Source organism: Dactylosporangium sp. NPDC000555, assembly GCF_040300025.1.
In the GTDB taxonomy this organism is placed as follows: Bacteria; Actinomycetota; Actinomycetes; order Mycobacteriales; family Micromonosporaceae; genus Dactylosporangium.
Window position 1 is genome coordinate 18,104 of the sequence record NZ_JBEPDB010000052.1, and the last position, 23,234, is coordinate 41,337.

At 65.1% G+C, this 23,234-nt stretch carries 13 protein-coding genes; 6 read left to right on the forward strand and 7 right to left on the reverse strand.

Features of this window, described 5'->3' with window-relative positions; genetic code table 11:
• The first annotated feature begins 115 nt into the window (after window positions 1–115).
• Window positions 116–1,195, forward strand: coding sequence for a DNA cytosine methyltransferase (locus ABT297_RS27225; RefSeq protein ID WP_350554622.1), 1,080 nt, complete (start codon window positions 116–118; stop codon window positions 1,193–1,195).
• Window positions 1,196–1,210: 15 nt separating this feature from the next.
• Here ABT297_RS27225 and ABT297_RS27230 read toward each other — a convergent pair whose 3' ends face one another.
• The 6 genes from ABT297_RS27230 to ABT297_RS27255 all read right to left on the reverse strand — a co-directional run bounded on the left by ABT297_RS27230 (window position 1,211) and on the right by ABT297_RS27255 (window position 9,004).
• Window positions 1,211–1,684 carry a very short patch repair endonuclease gene (locus ABT297_RS27230; protein WP_350554624.1) on the reverse strand — a complete coding sequence of 158 codons (474 nt, stop codon included), beginning with the start codon at window positions 1,682–1,684 and terminating at the stop codon, window positions 1,211–1,213.
• Between the two features lie 43 nt (window positions 1,685–1,727).
• The gene (locus ABT297_RS27235) at window positions 1,728–2,537 is read right to left on the reverse strand and encodes a DUF6339 family protein (RefSeq protein WP_350554625.1); all 810 of its coding nucleotides are present in this window, start codon (window positions 2,535–2,537) and stop codon (window positions 1,728–1,730) included.
• Window positions 2,534–3,310: a hypothetical protein gene (locus ABT297_RS27240; protein WP_350554627.1), complete on the reverse strand. Its 777-nt coding sequence runs from the start codon at window positions 3,308–3,310 to the stop codon at window positions 2,534–2,536. Before ABT297_RS27240 ends, ABT297_RS27235 begins: the two co-directional genes overlap by 4 nt.
• A 149-nt stretch (window positions 3,311–3,459) precedes the next feature.
• The gene (locus ABT297_RS27245; protein ID WP_350554629.1) at window positions 3,460–5,241 is read right to left on the reverse strand and encodes a hypothetical protein; all 1,782 of its coding nucleotides are present in this window, start codon (window positions 5,239–5,241) and stop codon (window positions 3,460–3,462) included.
• A gap of 95 nt (window positions 5,242–5,336) precedes the next feature.
• Window positions 5,337–6,362, reverse strand: a complete 1,026-nt coding sequence (locus tag ABT297_RS27250; RefSeq protein ID WP_350554631.1) for a PD-(D/E)XK motif protein — start codon at window positions 6,360–6,362, stop codon at window positions 5,337–5,339.
• Entirely contained in the window at window positions 6,359–9,004 is a 2,646-nt protein-coding gene (locus ABT297_RS27255; RefSeq protein ID WP_350554633.1) for a Z1 domain-containing protein, read from the reverse strand. The genes ABT297_RS27250 and ABT297_RS27255 overlap by 4 nt, the downstream gene beginning before the upstream one ends.
• Before the next feature lie 804 nt (window positions 9,005–9,808).
• On the opposite strand from ABT297_RS27255, the gene ABT297_RS27260 reads away from it, so the two are divergent.
• Genes ABT297_RS27260 through drmB form a run of 5 tightly spaced genes read left to right on the forward strand, consistent with a single transcriptional unit; the run spans window position 9,809 to window position 22,058 of the window.
• Window positions 9,809–10,882: a hypothetical protein gene (locus tag ABT297_RS27260; protein WP_350554635.1), complete on the forward strand. Its 1,074-nt coding sequence runs from the start codon at window positions 9,809–9,811 to the stop codon at window positions 10,880–10,882.
• Entirely contained in the window at window positions 10,879–15,591 is a 4,713-nt protein-coding gene (locus ABT297_RS27265) for a sacsin N-terminal ATP-binding-like domain-containing protein (RefSeq protein WP_350554691.1), read from the forward strand. Before ABT297_RS27260 ends, ABT297_RS27265 begins: the two co-directional genes overlap by 4 nt.
• Complete coding sequence (locus ABT297_RS27270) at window positions 15,588–17,108, forward strand: NERD domain-containing protein (RefSeq protein ID WP_259860853.1); 1,521 nt, start codon at window positions 15,588–15,590, stop codon at window positions 17,106–17,108. Before ABT297_RS27265 ends, ABT297_RS27270 begins: the two co-directional genes overlap by 4 nt.
• Window positions 17,105–20,269 (forward strand): helicase-related protein, encoded by a 3,165-nt coding sequence (locus ABT297_RS27275; protein ID WP_350554638.1) that lies wholly within the window; start codon window positions 17,105–17,107, stop codon window positions 20,267–20,269. Before ABT297_RS27270 ends, ABT297_RS27275 begins: the two co-directional genes overlap by 4 nt.
• Window positions 20,250–22,058, forward strand: a complete 1,809-nt coding sequence (gene drmB / locus ABT297_RS27280) for a DrmB family protein (RefSeq protein ID WP_350554640.1) — start codon at window positions 20,250–20,252, stop codon at window positions 22,056–22,058. The genes ABT297_RS27275 and drmB overlap by 20 nt, the downstream gene beginning before the upstream one ends.
• 195 nt (window positions 22,059–22,253) lie before the next feature.
• Here the strand turns inward: drmB and ABT297_RS27285 are convergent, their stop codons facing one another.
• Window positions 22,254–23,069 carry a tyrosine-type recombinase/integrase gene (locus ABT297_RS27285; RefSeq protein ID WP_350554642.1) on the reverse strand — a complete coding sequence of 272 codons (816 nt, stop codon included), beginning with the start codon at window positions 23,067–23,069 and terminating at the stop codon, window positions 22,254–22,256.
• Window positions 23,070–23,234 lie beyond the last annotated feature (165 nt).

Sequence of the window (23,234 nt, forward strand, 5' to 3'; positions counted from 1 at the left end):
CACGGCGCCAACCTGGGCTGTGGAATGCCCTGATCGGGTGCATCTCTGAGCTAGCCAGAAAGTTGAGCCAGCCAGCCGCTGGCGAGCGTCGGTGCGGCCGGCTAAGGTACAGCCCATGTCGAAGATCTTCCGCGTCGTGGATCTCTTCGCCGGATGTGGAGGACTCACGGCGGGCCTGCGGAAGACCAAGCGATTTACCCCCGTCGGTGCGGTCGAAATCGATCTGGCCGCGGCCGCTACGTACGCCGAGAACTTCGGCGAGGAGCACATCCATCATGGCGGCATCGCAGAATGGCTGGACGAGGGGCTGGCTCTAGAGGCCGATGTAGTTGTAGGCGGACCTCCGTGTCAGGGCTTCTCGAATCTGGGGAAGCGCCTCGACGACGATCCTCGCAATGAGCTCTGGCGCGAGTACTGGCGTGCTCTTAGCATCATCAAGCCCAAGGTTTTCGTGGTCGAGAACGTCGACCGGCTCCTGCGTAGCGACCAGTATCAGCAGATGAAAGCCGCCACCGAGAGTGAGGATCTCCGCGACTACGAGCTCCGTGCGGACGTCGTTGTGGCTGCTGCGTTCGGCTCATCGCAGATCAGGCGCCGGGCTATCGTCATCGGTACTCACCGCGACTTGAAGCCCATCGACGTTCCAATCTCCGACTTGGGTCGGGAACATTGGAAGACCGTCCGAGAGGCTCTGGCCGGCGTGAGATCCTACGTACCCAAGCATCGGCAGGGCCTGCCTCCCGGATCTGTTACGCGGTTCGGTCAGTCGGTTCCCGGGCCGTTCCTCAGCCCCTCGCTTCACATCACACGTCACTACGAGGAGATCTCCCGAGAGCGGTTCGAGTACATTCCTCCTGGTGGCAACCGATTTGATCTTCCTGATCGTCTCAAGTCGCCCTGTTGGCGTAAGCACACGACCGGCGCCGCGGACGTCATGGGCAGACTCAGGTGGGATCGGCCGTCAGTGACCATCCGGACCGAGTTCTTCAAGCCGGAGAAGGGGCGTTACCTGCATCCGTCTGAGGACAGGGCGTTGACCCACTACGAGGCCGCGAGACTGCAAGGGTTCGACGACGACTTCAAGTGGTGTGGCAACAAGCTGCAGATTGCCCGTCAGATCGGTAACGCCGTTCCTGTTGAGCTCGCGATGGCTATTGGGCAGCACATTGCCGATGCGCTAGACGGACAGAGCTGAGGGACGCGGCAGGATTCAGTCCGGAACCGCCAGCGATTCCCTCCGGCCGGCCTGCTCTCGGCAGTCGGCGCGACGCTCGTTCAGCAGGTCGACGATGCGTACGACAGCGTCACCGGGGCTCTCATGTTCCCAGATCCTGAGGACCGACCAACCCGACGCCTCAAGGTGGGCGGTCGTCGCTGCGTCGCGCAGACGGTTCGTCTCCAGCTTCTTCGACCACCAGTCTCCGTTGGCGGTTGGAATCGTCTTGTGCTGGGAGCACGAATGCCAGAAGCACCCGTCGACGAACACGGCTACCCGGGCTCGAGTAAACGCGATGTCGACGGTTCGCCGGCGTAGACCGGGTATCGGCCACGCAACTCGGTAGCGATAGCCCTGGGCATGCAGCAACTGCCGTATCGACACCTCCGGTGCCGTGTCGCGGCGCCGTTGGCGGCTCATACGGCTGGAGACGCCGAACGAGCTCGGGACGGGCAGCTGCGCCACCATGACGCAACCGTACCCCGGCTGGGTCAGACAACGACGAGCGGCTTCACAGGTCGGATTCCTTGAGGTCAGCCGCATTTACGCCCGTCTCGGCGAGCTGGCGCCTCGACTCATGGCGCTGTTCTCGGACGAGTTCCAAGAGACCTTGCTCAGGCATCCAGTCGAGGTCGAGGAAAGCCGTCAGTCGGAGAAGGCGCCGCAACGAGTCGCGATGCACCGCCCTAGCCGGTACACCGCCATCGGTCCGGCCGTCCTCGACATGGGCCCGCACGATGGCGCGCACCAGCGCCGGGGCTGCCGCCACGGCACGACGGCGGGCCATGACGTGGTCCAGATCGGCCTCTCCGAGGCCGGACAGCAGTTCGTAGGGATCCGGAAGAGACGGATCGTGGAGGACGTGCGCACGGGTCCACAGTCTGGCCAGTGTGTGCCTGGTGAGGTCCGTTCCCTTGAATCGGTCGGCGAGGTAGACGCCGTCTCGCATCGGGAATCGCCAGGCGCAAAGATGGGGAACCAGCACCAGTGCGAGGAAGGCCCACACCTGCCGTTGCGACGCCTCGCCCGGAAGCATGCCGGACCGCTCGTGCAGATATCGTGCGGCCATCCGATCGAACTCGTTCCTGCCCGCTGTGGTGGGCGGGTCGGGGAAGCCATTGACGGTGGCGAACTTTTCCAGCTCGGTCGCGAGAAGACGCAGCTCGTCGCGACTGACGCGTGTCCCACCCGTGGCGGCATAGACGGCACGATCCGATACGACGGCCGCGAACCGCGCCAGGTCTTCCGGCTGACGACCGTGCAGACTCGCGAACAACCTCTCGGACTCACCGGGCAGAAGTCGGGGATACAGGGTGCTCACGGCGTTCTGCCTCCCGGGAACAGCAAACTGCTCTGAACGGCGGCACGCAGTCGTGACGGGTCACGCCGACGTTGCTCTCTCAGGCGGTCGATGGCGTCGGCGAGGCTCTCGTTCGGCATCCTCAGAAACGCCCTGATCAGCCCGTGAACCAAGGCTGCAGTCGTCACCTCGCCGTCGCGGTCCGTCGTCCCCTCCTCGGACGGGAACTCGTCGTCCTCCAGCGCCCGACCGACCAGGTCGTACACCACGTCCACCGTGAGCCCGTCCCAGAGAATCGCCGCCTTGGGGTCGTTCGGTTTCCGCACAGCCTCGTTGACCTGCTCGTTGTCATCGTTGAGCAGGACGAGCAGGTTGCCCATGGCGGCGCTGCTCCACTCGGCCGAGTCGACGCTCACGTACCAGGCAGCCCGTTCCGGCAAACCTTGGTTCTTGAAGCTGACCGGTGCCACCGGCAGAAGCCCCGCATTGCCCTCCAACCGGATGGAGGTCTGGTCACGCCACAGCACGCTGCCGGGCCTGAAGGCGACGAACGGATCTGAGCCGCCAGATCCTGTCGCCAGCACGATTGTCGTCTCCAGCGTGACTGCACCGGCGAGATCTGCACCGGGGATTTCGACATCGAGGATCGTCTCGACCTGTCCGGGTACACCGTCGTGTCGCAACGGCACGTGTGCAGCGGAGCGACGCAGCAGGGAGGTCGAAGGCCAGTACCGCACGTTCATGGCGAGCGTTACGGCGCTGTCGAACCCACAGGCAGTCAGGAGCGCCGTCATGTCAACGGTGACGCGTCTGGAGAAGTGCAGCAGCGTGCCGTAGTCCCAACTCGGTAGGTGATCACCGGCGGCGACACCGTCGTCCGTGTGGACCCATGGTTCTGCCGACACATGGTCGCCTGCTGTGCGATACGGATATGCTCGCCCGCTCATCGCTGCATCGCCTCAACCGCGACGTCGACGGCCGCGTCCACTACAGGCACCACCAACAGTTCGTACTCGCTCGGGCCCTCGTCGACCTCGACGAATTCACCGAGCGTCACGTTGCTGTCCAGGCGCCAGCCCAACACTTCAGGAACGGAACCCCCCGCAGGCCTGGTGGTTTCCAGTGATCCCTCGCCGGTGAACACCGACGCCGAGCCTCGGAGCGTGGTCGGGCCAGACACCCGAACCTTCTGGACCAGGACGGCTCGGCCGGCGTGTGAGGCGAAGAAGGGCGATCCGACGAGAACAGGCCTGGCTTGGCGCCGAGGCGAGGAAGTCTTGCCGCGTCCGTGCTTCGGAGCTTCAGCGTCGGAACCACCGCCGGTGGGAGTCGAAGAGCCATGTCCGGGCCGGGCGAAGTCGGTGCTGCCACCGGCCGGGTTCGAGTCGGACGCGCCGGTTCCTCCCACGCCCGACAGGAGAAAGCCCAGCCTCTGCGCGATGGTGCCAACCGGAACCGCGACGGCCTGGGAGCTTTGCGTCTTGGGCCCGACGATGGCCGCACACTGCTCCAGCATGCGCTTGCGTGCCACTCTGACGAACGTGGCGTCGCGTCCGGTCAGCTGAACGTCGACCCAGGCGTCGTGCGTCGGAGGCTCGGATCTTGAGAATATCGAGTCCAGGTCGTCGTTCACCTTGAAGACCGCGGCGTACCCGACGTCGGGATGAGCCTTGGTCGGGCCCGGTAGGTATTGCACGACCAGATCCGGTGAACGCATGAGGCATACGTGATGAGGGGAACCGACAAGACCCAGCTCGGCAGCAGCGGGTGACGTCACCTTCGCCCCGAACGTGTCTTGGTGGTCGAACCGACCCAGCTCCTGTTTCGGCCTCATGCAGAACAGTGCCTTGCCGTGCGCGCCCAATGCCGTCCGGTACGCGGCGGCGAAGTTGGCCAGCACGGCATCGTCGTGTTCGGAAGGGACGGGGACACGGACACCATGTGCCGAGACTGAGACGTGCATTCGAACCGCTCGGTCGGAAAGGGTTACTGGCCACAGGTTCCACGCTGCGGCATCCGCCAGGTGGCGTCCGGCGGACTCGATGGACATTTCGTCGGCATCGTCGTCGGGCAGCGAAGGGTCCGAAAGATCCGGATCGAGTACCACGACCGTCGTTCCGGTTTCGTCCTTCTCGAATCCAGGTAGCCCCAGACGACGTGCCGTGACATCGGCGTCCTGGTCCACCAGCGGCTCGCAATGGTCCGGGCTGGGCAGACCCCACCAGTGCCGGCCGGTGTACGGCACGCCGTCCACCGTCGTCGAGCTCAGCAGGGCCGACGCAATCAGTCGGGAACGCAACTGATCTCCCTCGCGAAACCGCGTGTAGATGAGTACGGTCCCGACCCGGGACGCGAGGAAAAACGCGCCCTTGCCGTACCCATACGTGCCGCCACCACCGTCGACGTCCTGTCGCTCGCCGCTGTTCAGCACGAACGACAACCATCCACGTTGGTTGGGTTTCGCTTCGACGTCCGATCGTGTCGGGCCGCCCAGTCCGCTGGTGCCTCGGTCCGAGACTGCGAGATAGCGGATGGTCGAGCTCCGGAACAGGTCCGGCAACGTACGGGCAGCCGTGGGGTCGCTAGGCGCGTCTGTTGCGAGGAGTTCCTTCCAGGCCGACCGGTGCGCCGGCGACACGGTAACCAGGTCGAGCTTGAACGAGACGTCGTTCGTTGTCTTCGCGTCCCAGCTGTTCTGGGCCGATTCGCGGACCAGCACGGTCAACACCGACAAGGTCGGCCGCCCCAGCTGGTTCCGGAGACCTTCCGCGGTGATGCCACCGTCGGGTCGGAACGGCTGTGCGTACCACCCGGGCTTCGTCATGCGGCCCCCAGGAAACGTCTCACGGCTTGATGCAGGTCCTCGTCCGACGGCGGAACAGTGTCAAGATCGACGTAGTACTCGATGCCGCTGACGCCCGCCGGAACCACCCCCGACGAAAATCTGGCGGGGGTGATGCTCGGAAACTCGTCGTCGACGTCGAACAGGCGCTGGTCGATCACCGAGAAGCTCGCCATCCGGATCTCGGACGAGGACAGCGGCGGAAGCCCCAGACGATCCAGACGCGAGAGGATCATGTGCGGCTCACCCACTGCCGTGCAACGATCCACGATCGACGGCACGTCGTCTGCGACGCCGGGTGCTGTCAACGCCAAGCGCAGCCATACGACTTTCAACGACCCCGTCGGCGGCCGGACGAGCTGTTCCGCGCCGTGAACGTGGATCAACCGGCCCTGCGGTGACGTCGTTGTCTTCACCTCGATCGCGTGGGGGTGGCTGCGGAAGTCCTGAGCAGCCCCGGTCGGGCCGGTCCAGGTGCTCGCCGCCTTTGCGTCGACTGCCAGGAGGTGTTCCAGGACGAGAAGCTCGCCGTACAGGCCGGCGAGCCGTTGTGAGGTCCACTGAGGCCGGCCGCCGAGAAGTTCGCGCCAGGCCTCCAGTGCCTCCGGCACTGCCCGTTCGGGCACGGACTCGCCGCGAGCGAGGACCGTGCAGATGTCCGCCACCAGGCCCGTGAAAACACCGGTCAGTGTCGTTCGCCTGCACTCCAGGTCGAGGAATCGGACCGCCTCGTCGTTCACGACCAGAGTCCGTGTCGTCAGATGCACACCCGAACTGCGTCTGTCCTCGACGTCCTTGGCGCCTTTTGCCAAGGGCACCAGCAAATGCGGAAGTCCGTACGAGTCCGACGCCAACCGCAGCGGTCCAGCCGACGTCGGCAGTGCCAGCTCGGCGCTCTGCAACGTCTTGCCGTCGCTGCGGGCACGCTTCCCGGCGAGCTCGCTCCATAGACGTTCCAGTGTTCGCCGGAGTGCTGCTTCCTGGCCGCCGCGTACACCCGTCACGGAGCAGACACCGGAACGTCGGTGTCGAGGTCCTGGTCGAGAACAGAAACGTCCTCCGGCTCCTCATCGGTTGCTGCGGGGAAGACTCGAGACAGATCGGCGGCCAGGTAGTCGTACTCGACCTCGACGTCCTGTCCTCGAACCGGCTTGGGAAAAACCAATGCCGCTCCCCAGACGACGGCAGGACCGACGACCTTCAGATCTGCGCGGTTCGGTTTCGTCGCCTTGGAGCCTGCGTCGATCGGATAGAGCAGCACCAGGCCCCTCTCGGGCTGTTGTTTCGAGCGCTCCTTCTGCAGCACGGCTCGATTAACCTCAGACACTTTCTCAAGGTTGAGGTCGAGACCTTCGTCGCGAGAACCCGTCAGCGTTTTGATGTCGGCTACATCGTCGTCGCGATTGGCGATCAAACGTGTACGCACAACGGTTCCTACGACGCTACCTCCGGGGAGCGTCACCTTCTCGAGCCCTCGGCTGGCGCCCGAGGCGCTCGATTCCGGATCGACGCCGATGACACCGATGTTCCAACTTGTCAGACCACCAGTGTTCATTCGCTTCTCGATGTATGCGGCCATCAGGTTCGCCGAGGCGTCGATCGACTTCTCGTGGAAGCGATATGTGCTCACGAATCGAAGGATGTGATCACCTGGTACGTCCCGCCACAACGGCTTGGCGGATGGTGCTGATCGGTCGAACCGGCCGTCCATGCCGCCGGCTTCCAAGAGCCTCGTGACCGCGTCGGCGTTGTCGGCGTGCCACGTCTCGGTGTCGACGCTCTTTGCAGCAGGGAAGTACCGGCTCTCGACCAGCGCACCACCGTATGCGGCCGCGGCACGGACCGCTGCCTTCTGTTTGCTCGGCGCCGTCACACGCATTTTCGGGTGGCAACGGATGCGGACCGCCATCTCGAGCGGTGTCTTGTGCTCCACGAGTAGGCGATCGATCTCGCCCCGCATCTCGGCCTCGACGGTGGCGAGGTGGGTAAACCATCGACGCATCTCAGCGGGCATGTAGATGCGCGGCAGGTCCTTGTAACCCGGACGGTAGCCGAACCACCGACCCATCTGCAGCAGCGTGTCGTAGACGTCGGACGACCTGACGAAAACGCTGACGACGAGGCCCTCTAGGGTGAGACCACGCGAGAGGGTGTTGCCACCGACGGCGATGACCGTTGCCGCACCCGACTCGTAGTCGAGCCGGTTGGTGCTCCGGTAGTGGTCCATGATGATCTTTGTGTCGGCGACGACCTGAGGCAGGAGCCCCATGACGTCCGCGCAGGCGACGCGGCGCTCGCCGAGCTCGTAGGCGGGCACGCGAGCAGTCTCCGTCTCCCACAGCGTGCGCAGCTCTGCGAGCAGTTCGTCGTCGTCCGCGGCGAGCCGTTCGCCGATCTCCAACTTGAGCTGCTCCAGCGGCAGCTTGTACGAGTCGTGCACTCGCGTGTCGGAGTGGGCATGGACGAGCATCGACGAATGCTGCGCCTTGCCGGAACGCGCTCTGCGGGCAGCAGTCGACAACCAGAACCACAGCGCGGCCTTCCGGAGCGACGGCGTCACCCCCGGCTCGAAGTCGGCGATGTCCGCCTTCTTCGCAGGCCGCATCGCGGCGACCTCACCGTCCAGGATTTCCCGGATCATGTCGAGTCCACCCGGCACGTCTGCAGGGTCCTCACCGTCGAGCGGCGAGCGTCCGAACAGGGTCTCCGGACCCTGGTAGTCCTCGCTCCTGGGCAGACTCAGGATGAAGTCGCGCGGGTAGAAGTCCTCCTTACTGACCGGATCGGCGAGCAGGTTCGCGAACGGGGTCGCCGTGTAGCCCACGTAGCACACCCTCGGCAGCTGCCGAAGAACGTCAGCGATCAACGGGTTGATACTTTTCGTGGCAATCGTCGCCTGGTCGGCCTCGTCGTCGATCAGCAGAGCTGGGCAGTTCTGCAGATGCGCCCGAGCGTCGGCGAGCCACTTCTTCAGCTTGCGCAGAACAACAGCGTTCTTCTTGACCACGAGCAGAAGATGCTGATCCTTCGCGGCGAGAAGGGCGGCCGGATTCGGCGGCGGGGTGAAGTCGTGCTCGGGGGTCGTGATCTGGTGCCACAGGGGAGGGTTCAGCCTGACCACGTCGCGGATCAGCCTCGTCTGCGTCTGACGCCGGAGGGCGTTGTGCACGCCGGAGAGCACGATGAACATCCGGTAGCCACGGTCCGCGGCCTTGCAGATGACAGCCGTGAAGTTGCTGGTCTTGCCGGATTGGACGTGGCCGACCACAAGCCCGCGCGAGTCGAACCCAGGCGTCGCCGGATGATCCAGCATGGCGACGACCTTTTCGGAGGCTTCGTTGATCGTGTCGACGGCATCCGAATCCAGGGTTCTCCGCAGGTGTGCTTCGAACGCGGGCCAGTTGCGGTCGCCCTTGCGGGGACCCGTGTACCACGGCGTCGTGTTCTCCCGGCCCAGGCCCAAGGGCTCCTTGAGCTCAAGGATCTTGGTCGTCTCGACCTCGTGCCGCTTGATGAGCTCGGCGATGAGGTCCTCGGGAACCGAAAGGCTGCGGAGCTGCTGCGTGACCTGGTGCGGCGGCGCGTGGTCGAGGAAGTTGCGATAGGTCTCCCACGCGCCGCTGATGCGCGGATCGTTCTCAGACATCAGGCACCTCGATTCAAGGACGCATCACAGTTCGCTGGTCTGGTGTTGCACACGTCGGCGTGACCGTTCACCAGGTGATCGGCGACAGAGATGCGACTTCGGAGCTTCGCTGCTGGAGGTCGAAGCGGTGGGGTGTGCACGAAACCCTTACTAGCATCCTGGATCATCACCGCGGTAGTCGTGACGGCTTCGGTGTAGTTCGACCCGGTGAAACTCATCCGAATGTCTCATTGCGTACTCGTGCGTCGGTCCGACGGATCCCGGCCCGACAATCACTCGCGGCCGGGGACGGTTCGGCGTGACGCCGGTTGCATCGTCGTCTCGAGCGGTGATCCCGGCCGCTCCATCGATGTTCTCCATCGAGTGCGCTGTGCGATGGTCAGTGTTCGTGATCAGCGGACCGCCGCAGCTGGAACGCGGTAGGCTGGCTCGAGTTCCCGAGATGCATACCGCGGATACGCGTTTGAGCGGAGTGTTGCTAGAGCCGCGATGCGGCGACCCGTCGCGGACAGGCAGACGCTCGTTCCCGGAATTGGACCACTTCCGGACGATGGGGGCTCCGTCGTTTGCCGCCGATGTCGAGCCGTGAGTCGAACTCGCAATCCTTTGGGCTACTGCTTCCCGAATCTGGCGGTAGGTAGTCTTATGGCCCCGATCGGCGACCCGAAACTGGGGATTGCTGGAAAATACTGGAAGATTTACAGTCGTGGTTGTAGACGGTGTAGAGGCGCAGGAGCGACCCACTGACGAGTCGCGTGGGGATCGTGGATCGGGCACAAGCTGTCTTGCTCCTGGGGAGCAGCAATGACTGGTGACCCGAGTTGGCGGCAGCCCGATCCGGCATTGGTGCATTGGCAGCTGCTGGAACTGGTTCGGAACACCGCCGACGCCCCGCACCGCAGTGGTGCCCACGGACGCGTTGAGCTGCGACTGGCAGGCGACACGCTGTACTGTGCCAACGAAGGCGAGCCCATCACACAGGCTGGCCACGAGGCCGTAGGCCATGCCTTCCTGGGTTCAAAGCGCGGCGAAGAGATCGGCTGGCTCGGTCTGGGCTTCAAGTCGTTCCTCGGAGTCAGTCGACACCCCGCCGTCTTCAGCCGGTCAGTTAGCTTCGACTTCGACGGTGACAGGTCTCGGCTCGAGCTCCTTGTCGTAGATCCGCACGCCAGCCCGTTTCTCGTCCTGCGCCTTCCGTTGTTTGTCGGCGTCGAACATGAGCTGAGGACGGACGAGACCTTGCAGGGCCTTGCGTCCTGGGCGCAGACCGTGGTCCGCCTTCCGCCGTCGAACGGCCGCTCGCGGCTCGTGGGGGAGATGCGCGAGTTCTCACGAGAGTTCCTGCTGTTCGTCCTGAACGTGTCGGCCCTCCGTCTGAAGATCGACGGAGATGCCGACATAGGCCGGTCCCTGGGACGGAGTCTGCGGCGCCGTAACGCAGCGGAGCGGCGGATGTCTCGTGCGTACCACGAAGATCCTGGCCATGTGGAGTCCGGCACTGGCATCGAGATCCAGACGTCGCAGGACAGTTGCGGCTGCAAGGAGATCCACGAACTCGTGCAGAACGGCGCGGATGCGCTGAGGGAGGCGTTGGGTAACACCGCTGTCCGACGGCAGGGCGCCGACATGAGGCCTATCGTTTGCCGACTTGCCGCTCCGCGCCGCCTGCGTTCTTCCATCGCAGTACCGAACGTTGGGCATGTCCGGCCGGAAAGCTGCAAATGCTCGGCGATTACGAAGCGCGGCAGGCGTCGAGTTGCGGAACGTCAACTTCGGCACGGACGCTGCGTCGTCAATTCGGCAGCTGCCCCTTGCGAAGGTGTAATCGGTCGCGGTGCAGCGACCGCGGATGCGAGGAGTGCTCGTTCGTGGCGATGACGACGCGGCAGGCCTGGACGCCGGACCCCGGTCTTGTGAAGCAGGTCGAGGAGCAGTTCGAAGGGGCGATAAAATCGTATCGGGCCCTCCCCACGTTGATCCCGGAGCATGCAGGCCTCGAGGAATCGATCAGGACTGGCGGATACGCCAACCGGACCCTGCTCGAGCTCGTCCAGAATGCCGCAGATGCGATGTCCGGAGACAACGGCACTCACGACGGTGCGGCCGGTCGTGTCGAAATCGTGCTCGACACCGAGAATCGGAACCTGTACTGCGCCAACGCGGGGCGTCCGTTCACGGAGAGCGGATTGACGTCGATCATGCACGCGTATCTCAGCGCCAAGCGGGGCGACGAGATCGGGCGGTTCGGCCTCGGGTTCAAGTCCGTTCTCGCTGTCTCCTCGGCGCCGCAGGTCTTCAGCCGTTCGATCTCGTTCGAGTTCAATTCGCCAGCCGCCCAGGCTCGTCTGGCCGAGATCGGCTTCGCGGCCAAACGCTATCCGATCCTGCGAACGGCGACGGTTGTCGACGCCGGCACCGCGTTCGTCGAGGATCCAGTCCTGGCCGACCTGGCCGAGTGGGCGGTCACCATCGTCAAGCTCCCGCTGGCGACCGGACTCGATCGGCTCCGCGGGGAGATCGAGAACTTCGCCTCAGAGTTCCTGCTCTTCGTCGGTGCAGTGCGGGAGGTGAGGCTCCGGGTCCTCGGTCTGAACGGTCTCGATACGAGTCACCGTTCACGCGATTTCGGCGACGGCGTTCTCAAGATCGAACGGCCGGACGGCAGTGGCGAGGAGTGGATCGTCGAGAACCGGATGCATGAGTCGAGTGCCGAAGCGCGCGCTGCGGTGGGGGAGGCGGTGTCACGCAAGCGGGTCAAGGTGACTGTCGCGATTCCGAAGCGGCATTCGAGGCTGCGGATCGGTAAGTTCTGGTCCTACTTCCCGCTGGTCGACAACACCTCTGCATCTGCCCTCTTCAATGCGCCTTGGAGTGTCAACGACGACCGGACGACACTGCTGGAGAACACCTACAACCGAGAGATCCTCGGTACGGTCGCCGAGATGTTCGTGGACTTGCTCCCGAGGCTGAGCGGGGACGACGACCCGGCCGGTCATCTCGACTACATGCCGGCGCGTGGCAAGGAATGGTTGTCGTTCGGCGACAGACTGCTCTGCGCCTATGTGCCGAGGTTCGCAGCGAACCGGCAGCTCGTGCCCAACGCTTCCGGGACGCTGACGGGCGCGAAAGAGTTGAAGCCGCTCGATTTCTCTGTCGAGGTCGATACCGAGGTCCATCGAGCGTGGATCGACTCCCCCAACACCGGCGACAACGTTCCTCATTGGCGCTGCTACACGACGCCGCAACGTTTCACCCGCCTTCGTCAGCTGTTCACGGAGGCGGCGTCGGGCGGTGGAATCGACGCGGAGAGCCGCGACGTCAAGAAGGCGCTTGAGGTCATGCCGAAGCGTGGATTCCTGACGTGGCTGCGCGAATGGGCCGAGGGGTCGGACGCGGCGTCCGCCGCGAAAGCCTTCAAGTTCGTCACCGGGTACAAACGACGTGCCGACGTCGAGAACGCCAAGGTCATCCCGACCACCGCGGGTCTGCGTGCGCTGGTGGACAAGAACGCCGTCTTCATCAACCAGGAGGAGGGCGTCGAGATCGAAGGGGCGGTTTTCGTATCGGCGGATTTCCTCGCCCAGCCCGGTGTGGACAAGGCCCTCCGTGATGCCGGCTTCCGAGACCTGGACCCACTCGCGATCCTCAACGCCCGGCTGGCGAACGTCTCCGTGTCGCCCGGTGACGAGCAGTTTACCAAGCTCTGGGACGCGGTTCTCGGCCTGCCGGTCGACAGGGCCGTGAGAACACTGTCCGAACACTCGTCCGTCGTGAAAGTGCCGACGCGCGACGGTGGGTGGGCATGGCCCCGGCAGGTGTTCGATCTCGACCCGTATCTGGGCGACGGCCTGGCGTCGAGGAGTCTAGACCGCACGCGCTGCCTGCCGGAGGTCGCCTACCGGCTGGGCGTAATACGTGAGCCGGTCAAGGAATACCCGCTCGAGGACGAGCCTTGCTTCGAGGACTATCGAGACTGGGTGTTGGAGGCTGTCCGAGCGGTGCAAGGCCCGGGCGAGCGTCCCGTCGAGCGCATCGAGATCTACCCCGGCAAGGGCCCTGGCCCTTTCTCCATGCTCTCCATCCTCCGGGATGCGGGGGCCCCCGATCGCGTACGTGAGTCTTGGACGGTCGGTCTGGTCACCGCCGGAAGTCCGGATTGGACCTGCGAGGACGTCGACACGGGGGCCGCCTATCACGTGCAGTCTCCGGTTCGATGGGCGGCGGAGCAGGCCGGTCTGCTGAGCTCGAACCAAGGATTCCGTCCACCCGCCGAGGTGGTCTCGCCGACGCTGGTCAGGTACGAGAAGCTGCTTCCGCTCCTGCGCGGATCCGGGCAGGGGCAGGTCGCTGCTACGTTGGAGCTCCCGGATCAACTCGACGCGGTCCCGGTTCCGGTGCTCAAGGAGGCGCTCGAGGCGGAAGCGTTCGCGTCGTCGATCCCGGACGCCGTCCTCGTCGAGTTCATCACGAAGGTGTGTCGTGTGGCGTACGAGAACGCGCCACCTCCGAGGATCCCTGCCCGGATCAAGCGTACGATCGAGGCCCGCCCGCCGTCGTCGGTCTACCTCGCCACGACCGACGAGCAGGAGCAGTATCTGTCCACCCGTCAGCGGCCCTATCTGCGGGTCACGGATGAGCGGTCCACAGAACTCGTCGAGTCGGTGGGATGCCGTCGGTTCGAGGACAGCTTCGCGTTCTCGATGCTGGTGGAAGGGCTGCAGGATGCCGAACGCATCGTCGATGTCTTCACGGGACTTCGGGGCACGCACGTCGCGGACGCGGTGAACAACGCGACCGTCACGCGGGCGATCCAGATCGCCAAGCGGGTCTCGACGGAGGACGGGGTCGAGGACCATTCGCTCGATTTCTACCGCGACGGTCCGGCTCTCTTCGTCCGCAGCGATGCGGACGAGCGCCGGACACTCAGATTCGTCAACGAAGCATTCGATCTGAGTCTGACGAACGCGGAACTGGACGGGGTCCTGAAGACCGGGCTGGACCATCGCCTGGAAGCCTTGAGGCAGGAGGCCAAGGCGGCTGTCACCGACGCCGACCGATTGGACGTCTATTTCGGCCCGGACGACCTGCGTGAAGCGCTGCCCAAGGGCCTGTGGCAGGCGCTCGAGGCGCAGGGCTTGGTCGACGGCCGGACCTCCGTCGCCGAGCTCTTCCTCACCGTGTTCGGCGCGGACTCGGTGAAGCAGTTGAAAGAGCTCTTCCAGGTGGCCGGGTTCCCCGACGTCCCGAATCAGTGGGCGGGCGGCGCGGCCACGATCTCCTGGCTGCGCAGGATGGGCTTCGGTACCGAGTACGCCGGCCGGCGGGAGATTCGGAGGGCCGACGAGTTCATTGTCGACGGCGCCGTCCGGCTCAACCCGCTTCACGATTTCCAGCTGGAGATTAGCCGGCAGCTCCGGGACGTCCTCACATCGCGTGAGGCGAACGTTCGCCACCAGAAGGCGATGGTGGAACTTCCGACCGGTGCCGGCAAGACGCGCGTCGCCACGGAGACGGTGCTGAAACTCTTCATCGACGGCAGCCTCCGTGGTCCCGTACTCTGGATCGCGCAGTCGTTGGAGCTCTGTGAGCAGGCCGTTCAGACCGCGAGTACGGTATGGAGAGGGCTCGCCGACGAACGGCCGCTCGCGATCGGGCGTCTTTGGGACGGCAACACGGTCCACGAGCCCGATACCGAATTCAGCTTCATCGTGGCGACGGATGCACAGCTGGACGTCGTGCGTAACGCACCCGAGTACGAGTGGCTGAGCCGCCCCGCCGCGGTCTTCGTCGACGAGGGACACCGAGCCGGCAATTCTGAGCGCTACACCCGGATCCTCGGCTGGCTGGGTGTGGCCGGACGAGGGTGGGAGCGTCCCTTGGTCGGGCTGTCCGCCACACCGTTCAAGGGAACGTCGGAGTCGGCGACCATCGCCCTTGCCAGCCGGTTCGGCAATCGCAAGTTGGAGGCCTTCGGCGGCGACGCGTATCGGCAGCTGTCTGCGAGTGGAGTGCTCGCCCGCGTCAGGCACGAGGTGCTGCCCGGCATCGAGGTGGTCCTGCGCCCGGACGAGAGGGCCGAGGCGACCAACCGGCGCTCCCTCAGCCGCTCCGTCCTCGACCGAGTCGGCCAGGACCACGTACGCATGTCGATCCTCGTCAATCACATCATGGGGTTGGACAGCACTTGGCCGGTGCTGGTCTTCACACCAAACGTTCTCTCCGCGCAGGTGCTCGCTGCCACGCTTCGCTACCGCGGTGTCGAGGCGGCAGCGGTGAGTGGGCAGACCGGTCGACAGCAGCGCAGCGACATCATCAGAAGGTTCAAGGACAACAAGATTCGGGTTCTGACCAACTGCGACCTTCTGATCCAGGGGTTCGACGCTCCGGGTGTCCGGGCGCTCTACATCGCACGACCGACGCTCAGTCCGAACGCCTACATCCAAATGGCCGGCCGCGGCCTCCGCGGCCCGGCGAACGGGGGGAAGGAGGAGTGTCTGATCGTCGACATGGCGGACAACTTCGGGGACCTCAGCGACTGGCTCGGATATCGGGAGTACGAGCACCTCTGGCAGGAGCAGAGCGCATGATCCTCGTCCCGGACCTCGCTGACATCGAGAAGATTGCCGTCAGCGACGCCGAACGGCGCGTCGCCCGACTTCTTCGCCAGATCGACTCTGATCCCGAGGCGGTCGCCTTTCATTCCGTCAAGTTGCGATCGCACGCCTACAAGCAGCAGGCGGAGGCAGATCTGGTCGTCCTGTGGAAGAGGGTCGTCATCCTCGTCGAGGTCAAGGGCGGCGGTGTCAGCAAGCACGACGGGGTCTGGTACTCGGTCGACCGACGCAACGACTGGCACAAGCTCCCGGGTTCGCCGATGGATCAGGCACAGTCCGCCATGTACGCGCTGCGCGACATTCTTCGGGAGGAGGGCATCGGCTGGTTCGCGCACGAGGCGGTCGTCATTACTCCGGACATCGACTCGCCCCCACATGCGGTCGGTTGGCAGCCGACGCACTGGCTGGCCAAGGACGACATGAGCGTCACAGGCCTCACCACGGCGCTCGATGTGGTGGCCGCGGGCGCCCGGACGCCGCCCTTCGGCCAGAAGCAGGCGCGAATCGACGAATTGCGTGCCCGCCTGTTCGGGGAATTCACCAGGATGCCGGTGCTCGACGCGCAGCGAGGAGCTGTGATCGAGGAGCAGAACCGCGCCACGGCCGGCCAGGCGAGGGTGCTCGCCGCGCTCGCGCGCAATCCGCGCGTGATGGTGTCGGGCGGCGCCGGCACCGGTAAATCGCTGGTGCTCGTCGAGGCGGCCAAGCAGGAGGCTGGCCATGGCAGATCGGTCCTGATCACGTTCCGCTCGCCGGAGTTGCTTCCCTTTTTCAAGGCGCACGTCGGCGATCGCGTCATCGACGTCGTGCCCTTCGACCTGTTGACGCCGTCGAGCCGCTACGACGCCGTGTTCGTCGACGAGGCGCAGGACCTCATGACCGCCGAACGGATGGACCAGCTCGATGCGGTGGTCGCCGGTGGGCGAAGCTCGGGCCGCTGGCGGATGTTCCTCGACACGAACAATCAAGCACACGTCGATGGGTGCTTCGATCAGGTCATCTACGACTACGTCTCCGAGGAAGCCTTCCTGCTCGACCTGGACCTCAATGTCAGGAACACCGCGGCGATCGTGACGATGGTTCAGGAGTACATCGGCGCGGACGTCGGAGATCCGGGCATCGTCCACGGTGAAAAGGTTCAATGGCACCAGCCCGAGGGTGCACCGGACGTCGCGGCGGCCGACAAGGTGGCGACGGACCTCGTCTCCGGTGGCGTCCGGCGGCAGGACATCTGGATCATCAGTGCGACCTCGACCGCAGCCCGCTCGGTGACCGAGCGTGGATTCACCGTCATGAGTCCGCGACACGCCAAGGGCCTCGAGGCGGAGAACATCATTGTTTGCGATCTCCCGGCCATCTACGACCGGGCGGGAACGGCGGCGTTCTACGTCGCGGTGACGCGGGCGCGCGTGTCGTTGCACATCGTCGCATCCAAGGAGGACAGGAAGCGGCTTCGGGAACTCGTCCGACCGGGATCGGTGGCGAAATGAGCAGGACGACCGCGCAAGAGATCGCGCTGCGGCATCTTCGATCTGCGTACGTCGGACCGGACGGCGGTGACGACGAGGTCGTTCTCAACATGCCCGACCGCCAGTACGCCGTCGGCATGCTGTTCCCTGTGGCCTCGTCGCCACCCATGCAAGAGGAGTCCGACGAGACGGAAGTCGAGGCTGACGTCAGCTCCGGTGACGTCGAGGAGAGCGGGGCCGGCGTTCCACTCGCCGAGGACTGGCGTCCGTCGTCCGCCGCGATCTCCTTCATCACGGATCGGCCGGCCGTCGTCTGCGGATTCTCGGGCGGTACCTATCGGCCTGTCCAAGGCGACGGCCCGCCGCGCTGGCAACGGCATCCATTCCGTTTCGAGGGCGTCGAGCTCACCCGGGAGACGCCGCCGCACCAGCTCAAGGCTGGCGAGGTGCCGATCGAGATCGGATCGAGATGGCGGCCCTACGGTGACCGCTATCTGGTGACGACGCATGCGCGTGTCCTGTCAAGGTCGACGGGCGACGACCGGCAGGATATCGCCCTGATGCTCTTCCAGATCGCGCTCGACGTCTCTCCGGCCCCGGGCGGGCAGATCTTCGAGTACGACATCTCCCGTGCCTTCGACCTGGACGCCGAGTCCGCAGAGCTGCGACTTCGGTATCGGGACAAGAGGGTTTATGCGGTCGGGCACGGCATGGCAGCGGATTGGGAGCTCGCCGACGGTACCTGCAGCCGGATCTTTCTCGATCCGGTTCCGGCGTTCGTCGTGCCGACAGTCGAGACCATCGGTTTCGATCCAGAGTCGGTCGAGGCCGAGGCGCTGGGCCTCGCCAACCTCGCGCTCATCGACACGCAGCCCGAGAGGGTCGTGTCGATGCTCGACGCCTTCGTCAGCGCCTTTTCCGACTGGGTCTGCGGGCAGGAGACTCGTGTCGAGGGATTCGGGTCGAGGGCGGCAACGGCGCGTGCGATCACCGACCGGGCCGGCGAAGCGGCCGCTCGTATGACGGCTGGCGTCGACCTGTTGCGTGATCCTGAGCGCGGGGCGTTGAGGACGGCGTTCGCGCTGGGGATGACCGCCATGCGTTCGCAGATGCGCCAGACCGCCGTCAGGGCCGGCAACGATCCCGCCGAACCTCGCTGGCGTCCGTTCCAGTTGGGCTTCCTGCTGGTTGCACTGGCCTCGACGGTCGACGAGAAACACGGCGACCGCGAACTCGTCGACCTCATCTGGTTCCCTACGGGCGGAGGCAAGACGGAGGCATATCTCGGGCTCGCGGCGATCGAGATCTTCCGGCGTAGGATCGCATACGGCACTAAGGGTGCGGGCACCGCCGTCATCACCCGTTACACCCTGCGTCTGCTCACTGCGCAGCAGTTCCAGCGAGCGGCGTCACTCGTGTGCGCGATGGAGCTTCTCCGCCGCCAGGATCCGCGGGCGAGAGGCATGGCGCCGTTCTCCATCGGCCTGTGGGTCGGCAACGAGGTGACGCCCGGGACCAAGAAGGACGCAAAGGCCGCTCTCGACCGACTCCACAAGGCAGCCAAACCCGAGGAAGCGAACCAGTTCCAGGTTGAGAGCTGTCCGTGGTGCGGCGCGGCGTTGATCCCCGGTTCGCGGCAGACCGACCGCAGCCGGTACGGCATTCGCGTCCAGGGTCACGACGTTGTCATTCACTGCACCAGCACGGACTGCCCGTTCTACGACGAACTGCCCATCGCGGTGGTCGACGAGGTGCTGTACGAGGAGCCGCCCACGATCCTCCTGGCGACGGTCGACAAGTTCGCCCGACTCCAGTTCAAACCGGAGGCTGGGCGACTGTTGGGCCTCAACACGACGTTCCACCAGCCTTCGATGATCATTCAGGACGAGCTGCATCTGCTGTCGGGGCCGTTGGGGACCACTGTCGCCGTGTTCGACGCGGTGATACAGATACTGCTGAGCCGAGGCGGTTCGACGCCTAAGATCATCGCCTCGACAGCCACGATCCGTGCCTCGGCCGAACAGGTTCAAGGCCTGTACGGGCGCGAGGTCGCCCTCTACCCGCCGGCCGGCCTCGACGGCGACAGAACGTTCTTCTCCCGACCGGTGGCGAGCGGTGAGGGCCGTCTGTACATCGGGCTCATGCCGCAGTCCTTGTCGCAGGTCTCCGCGGTCGTCGCTGCTGCCGCACCCTTGATCGAGATTGCCGAGGTGCTGTCACAGGTCGCCGACTCGGGTGCGACGCGAGACTCGTACTGGACCGCGGTGATGTACCACAACAGTCTCCGCGAGCTCGGCCGGACGGGAACGCTGGTCGTCGACGACGTCAACGGGCGCCTGGAGCCGCGAGCCGACCGGCTCAGCCTGCCGCTGCGGCGTGTCCGTGCCGATCGGGTGCTCGAGTTGACCAGCAGGCGCGGGCCGGAGGAACTTCCCAACGACCTGCGCGAACTCGCGCGCAGCGCGGACAGCACCGACCAGGCCGTCGACGTCGTGCTGTCCTCCAACATGCTGTCGGTCGGCATCGACATCCCGCGCCTGGCCCTGATGCTGATGGTCGGACAACCCAAGACGACCGCGGAGTACATCCAGGCGACCAGTCGTGTCGGCCGCGGCCGGAATAATGGCATCGTCACGACGTTGTTCAGGTCCAATCGAGCGCGTGATCGCTCACATTTCGAAACCTTCCGGGGGTACCACGAGGCGCTCTACCGCAGCGTGGAGCCCACGAGTGTCACCCCTTGGTCGATGGCCTCGCGAGAGAGGTCGTTGGCGGGTGCTCTGGTGGCGTTGCTCCGTCATGCCGTCCCGAGCCTCGCGGCGAACGACGCGGCTGCGCAACTCGATCTCGACGACAGCCGGATGAGCCAGGTGATCGACCGGCTCGTATCGACATTCCTCGGGCTGGTGAGCCGATCGGAACAACTCGAGGCGCAGGAGACCAAGGATGAGATCTGGCGGCTCCTACGGGATTGGGACCGTCGCGCGAAGGTGGCGAGGGACGCCGGAGACACGCTGCTCTACGACCGTCACAAGAGCGACGACGAAGCGTTGTTGAAGCGGTTCGGGCAGAGCGGTGAGGGTTGGCTCGTCGCCGACTCGATGCGGTCGGTCGATCCGAACGTCGCCGTACAGGTGCGTGAGCCTTTGGAAGAGGGGTCCGGTGGAGCGAATCCTGCATGACCTTCGCCTTTCCGAGACGGTTACGCCGTTCGGGGTGGGAGCGGTTGTCGACGTGCTCGGTGAGTCATTGATCGCCTCCGATACATCATGGTGGGACACCAGGTCGGCGCCCGAGATCAGCTGTCAACGCCTGCTGGCACGCCTGGACCCTGGTGTCCTCAGGCAGGCGCCTGCTCACTCAGGGCGGGCGGCCAAGGAGACCGCACACCTCTTCTACTGGCGGTTCCCGGGCTGGCGATTCTGTGAACGGTGCACCAAGTTGTCGCAGATCACCGGCAAGAGCAAAGGCCGTTGGGTCAACCGCTGCGACTGCGGCGGAGCTCTCGTACCCATGCGTTACGTCGCCGTCTGCGACAAGGGAAGTCATATCCAGGACATTCCGTGGTTCAAGTGGGCGCACCGGGGCATGGACGCCGGCGTCACCGACGCCGTGCGGTTCTGCAAGGCGTACAAGGAACTGAAGTTCGTGCGTTCGTCTCAGCGCGGCGAAGGTCTGTCCTCGCTGAGCGTCGAATGCAACGGGTGCAGGCGTTCCCGTCCGCTCTCCGCCCTGGTCGGCATAGAGTCCCTGCACCGCGACGGCGTTCGATGCGAGGGTCGGCAGCCCTGGCAGGACCCAAGCTCGGACCAAATCTGCGATCACCGGTTGATCGCCGTTCAACGGGGCGCCACCAGCAACTACATCGCTGAGTCTCTCTCGGCGCTCGACATCCCGGAGGAGACCCTGCCGTCCGTTGCCCGTACGGAGGCGATCCGGAGTCATGAGCTCTTCTGGAGAATGGTGGCCGACAACGGCGGACCCAAGTCCGAAATGTTCGCGGAGATGATCGCTGAGGAAGTCGGTATCCCGGTCGAGGAGGTCTTGAGAACGGCATCCGATGAAGAGGATGAATCGGGCGGTGCTGCCCTTTTGGATCTCAAGGACGGCGAGTGGGCCGCCTTCCTCAAGAAACTGGAGAACGGCAGAGATCATGGAGTGGGTGACTTCGTCGTCGACGGGTGGGCGGTGGCCAGCCATTCCACCTGGCCGCAGGCGCTGACGAGCCGGCTCGGAGGGGTCGGTCAAGTGCGCCGCGTCCGCGAGGTGAGGGCACTTCGCGGTTTCCGTCGGTACGACGCCGGTGCTGTCTTCATCAATGCGGATCTCGGTCCAAAGCGGAAGAGGAAGTCGGTCTTTCCGGCCATCGAGCTGTTCGGGGAGGGCATCTTCCTCCGGTTCGACGAGGAGCGGCTGACCGAATGGGAGAGGGCGTCCGAGGTCAGGGCGCGCGCGGACATTCTGATGCAGAGGCGTAGGGCCAGTCAGTGGGCAGAACGCCTACCTGTGCCCGAGCCGCGCTTCGTCGCCCTGCACACAATCGCTCATCTGCTGATCCGGAGGCTCGCGTTCGCCAGTGGGTACGCATCGGCATCGTTGCAGGAACGCGTCTACGCGCACTCCGACAGGCCGGATCGAACCGCAGGTATCTTGATCTACACGGCGGCCGGCGACGCACAAGGAACGCTCGGGGGTCTCGTTCGCCTGGGTGAACCCGATAAACTTCTCCCCCTCCTGCTTGCTGCATTGAGCGACGCGGACGTCTGTTCGAACGATCCTGTGTGCATCGAGAGTGACCGGCAGGGCGCATCGTCCCTCAACCTGTCGGCCTGTCATGGGTGTGCGCTTGTCAGCGAGACATCGTGCGAGACTGCCAATCGACTGCTCGATCGACAATTGGTGCTTGGTGGAGCCAATGTGCCCGGACTGCTCGACGATGTCCTGGATCAGGCGCGTCGGATAGGCGGATGACGCCGAGCCGTACCTGCGTATCACGGTCTTGGACACCGCTGACCAGTCGATCGCGCTGCCGGACGCGGCTGTGCGCCGCCGGTCTTGCGTGCTGCGCGGGGCTGGTGCGCTTCGTGAAGTTGTCAGCGGCTGGACCTACGACTGACTCGTCTGGTATTGGAATTGAGCTGAGCCAGTCGAAGCCCCGTGGCGTCGCTACCGCCGTCGGGGTACGAGCGCGGCTGCCGCCTCCGCAGCGTCCCGAGCCACCTGCGGCAGAACCGACGTGTACGTGTTGGCGGTGAGCACGATGGTCGAGTGCCGCAGCATTGCCTGGATGGTCTTGATGTCGGCGCCGCCGGCGAGGGCGAGCGTCGCGGCGCCGTGGCGGAGGTCGTGTAGCCGTATCGGTGGCAGGCCGGTTTCGGCGATGGCTTCCTTGAATCGGCGGGTGACGTAGTCGGGGTGGATCATGCTGCCGTCCTCGCGGGTGAAAACGAGGCCGGTCTCGATCCATGCCGCGCCGGCCCGCTCCCGTAGGTCGTCCTGGTGTTCGAGGTGTTCGCGGAGCAGCCGGGCGGTGATGGTGTCCAGGGCGATGGTGGCTTCACTGCCGTCAGTCTTCGGGGCCGTTAGATTGAGTTTCCAGGCTTCGACGACGACCTGGTGCCGCACGGTGAGAGTCAGGGCGTCGAGGTCGGCGCGGTGCAGGCCGCAGGCTTCGCCACGACGGAGGCCGCGCAGAGCGATGAGGTGGTACATCGCGTACAGCGGGTCGTCGATGATGTGGTCGAGGAACGCGCCGGTCTGTTCGGCGGTCCACACCATGACCGGGGACGGGATTCTGCCGGTGCGCCGCCATTCGGCGACGCGCTGGTCGGTCCAGACGAGCGGCTTCGCCGACCGTGCCGGTGGCAGTTCGATGTGGGTGGCCGCGTTGTAGGTAATCGTGTGGCGGCGCATGGCGTGGTTGAGCGCGGCGCGCAGTGCGGCCTGGATGCGGCGCTGCGCGGTCGGTCCGACCGGCTTCATCGTGCGCCGATCGCCGACAATGCGAGAGCCGAGGTTTGAGGTCCGGATCGGCGCGGAGGGTCTCCAGTTCCTCGTTGCGGGCGTTGGTCGCGTCGAACATCGCAGCGACATGCTCGCCGGTCAGCCGTACCAGCTTGATATGGCCGAGATGTGGCTTGAGGTACT

Coding starts and splice junctions, on each gene's coding strand:
- ABT297_RS27225 (WP_350554622.1), top strand. CDS start 116: ATGTCGAAGATCTTCCGCGTCGTGGATCTCTTCGCCGGATGTGGAGGA.
- ABT297_RS27230 (WP_350554624.1), bottom strand. CDS start 1,684: ATGGTGGCGCAGCTGCCCGTCCCGAGCTCGTTCGGCGTCTCCAGCCGT.
- ABT297_RS27240 (WP_350554627.1), bottom strand. CDS start 3,310: ATGACGGCGCTCCTGACTGCCTGTGGGTTCGACAGCGCCGTAACGCTC.
- ABT297_RS27255 (WP_350554633.1), bottom strand. CDS start 9,004: ATGTCTGAGAACGATCCGCGCATCAGCGGCGCGTGGGAGACCTATCGC.
- ABT297_RS27260 (WP_350554635.1), top strand. CDS start 9,809: ATGACTGGTGACCCGAGTTGGCGGCAGCCCGATCCGGCATTGGTGCAT.
- ABT297_RS27265 (WP_350554691.1), top strand. CDS start 10,879: ATGACGACGCGGCAGGCCTGGACGCCGGACCCCGGTCTTGTGAAGCAG.
- ABT297_RS27270 (WP_259860853.1), top strand. CDS start 15,588: ATGATCCTCGTCCCGGACCTCGCTGACATCGAGAAGATTGCCGTCAGC.
- ABT297_RS27275 (WP_350554638.1), top strand. CDS start 17,105: ATGAGCAGGACGACCGCGCAAGAGATCGCGCTGCGGCATCTTCGATCT.
- ABT297_RS27285 (WP_350554642.1), bottom strand. CDS start 23,069: ATGAAGCCGGTCGGACCGACCGCGCAGCGCCGCATCCAGGCCGCACTG.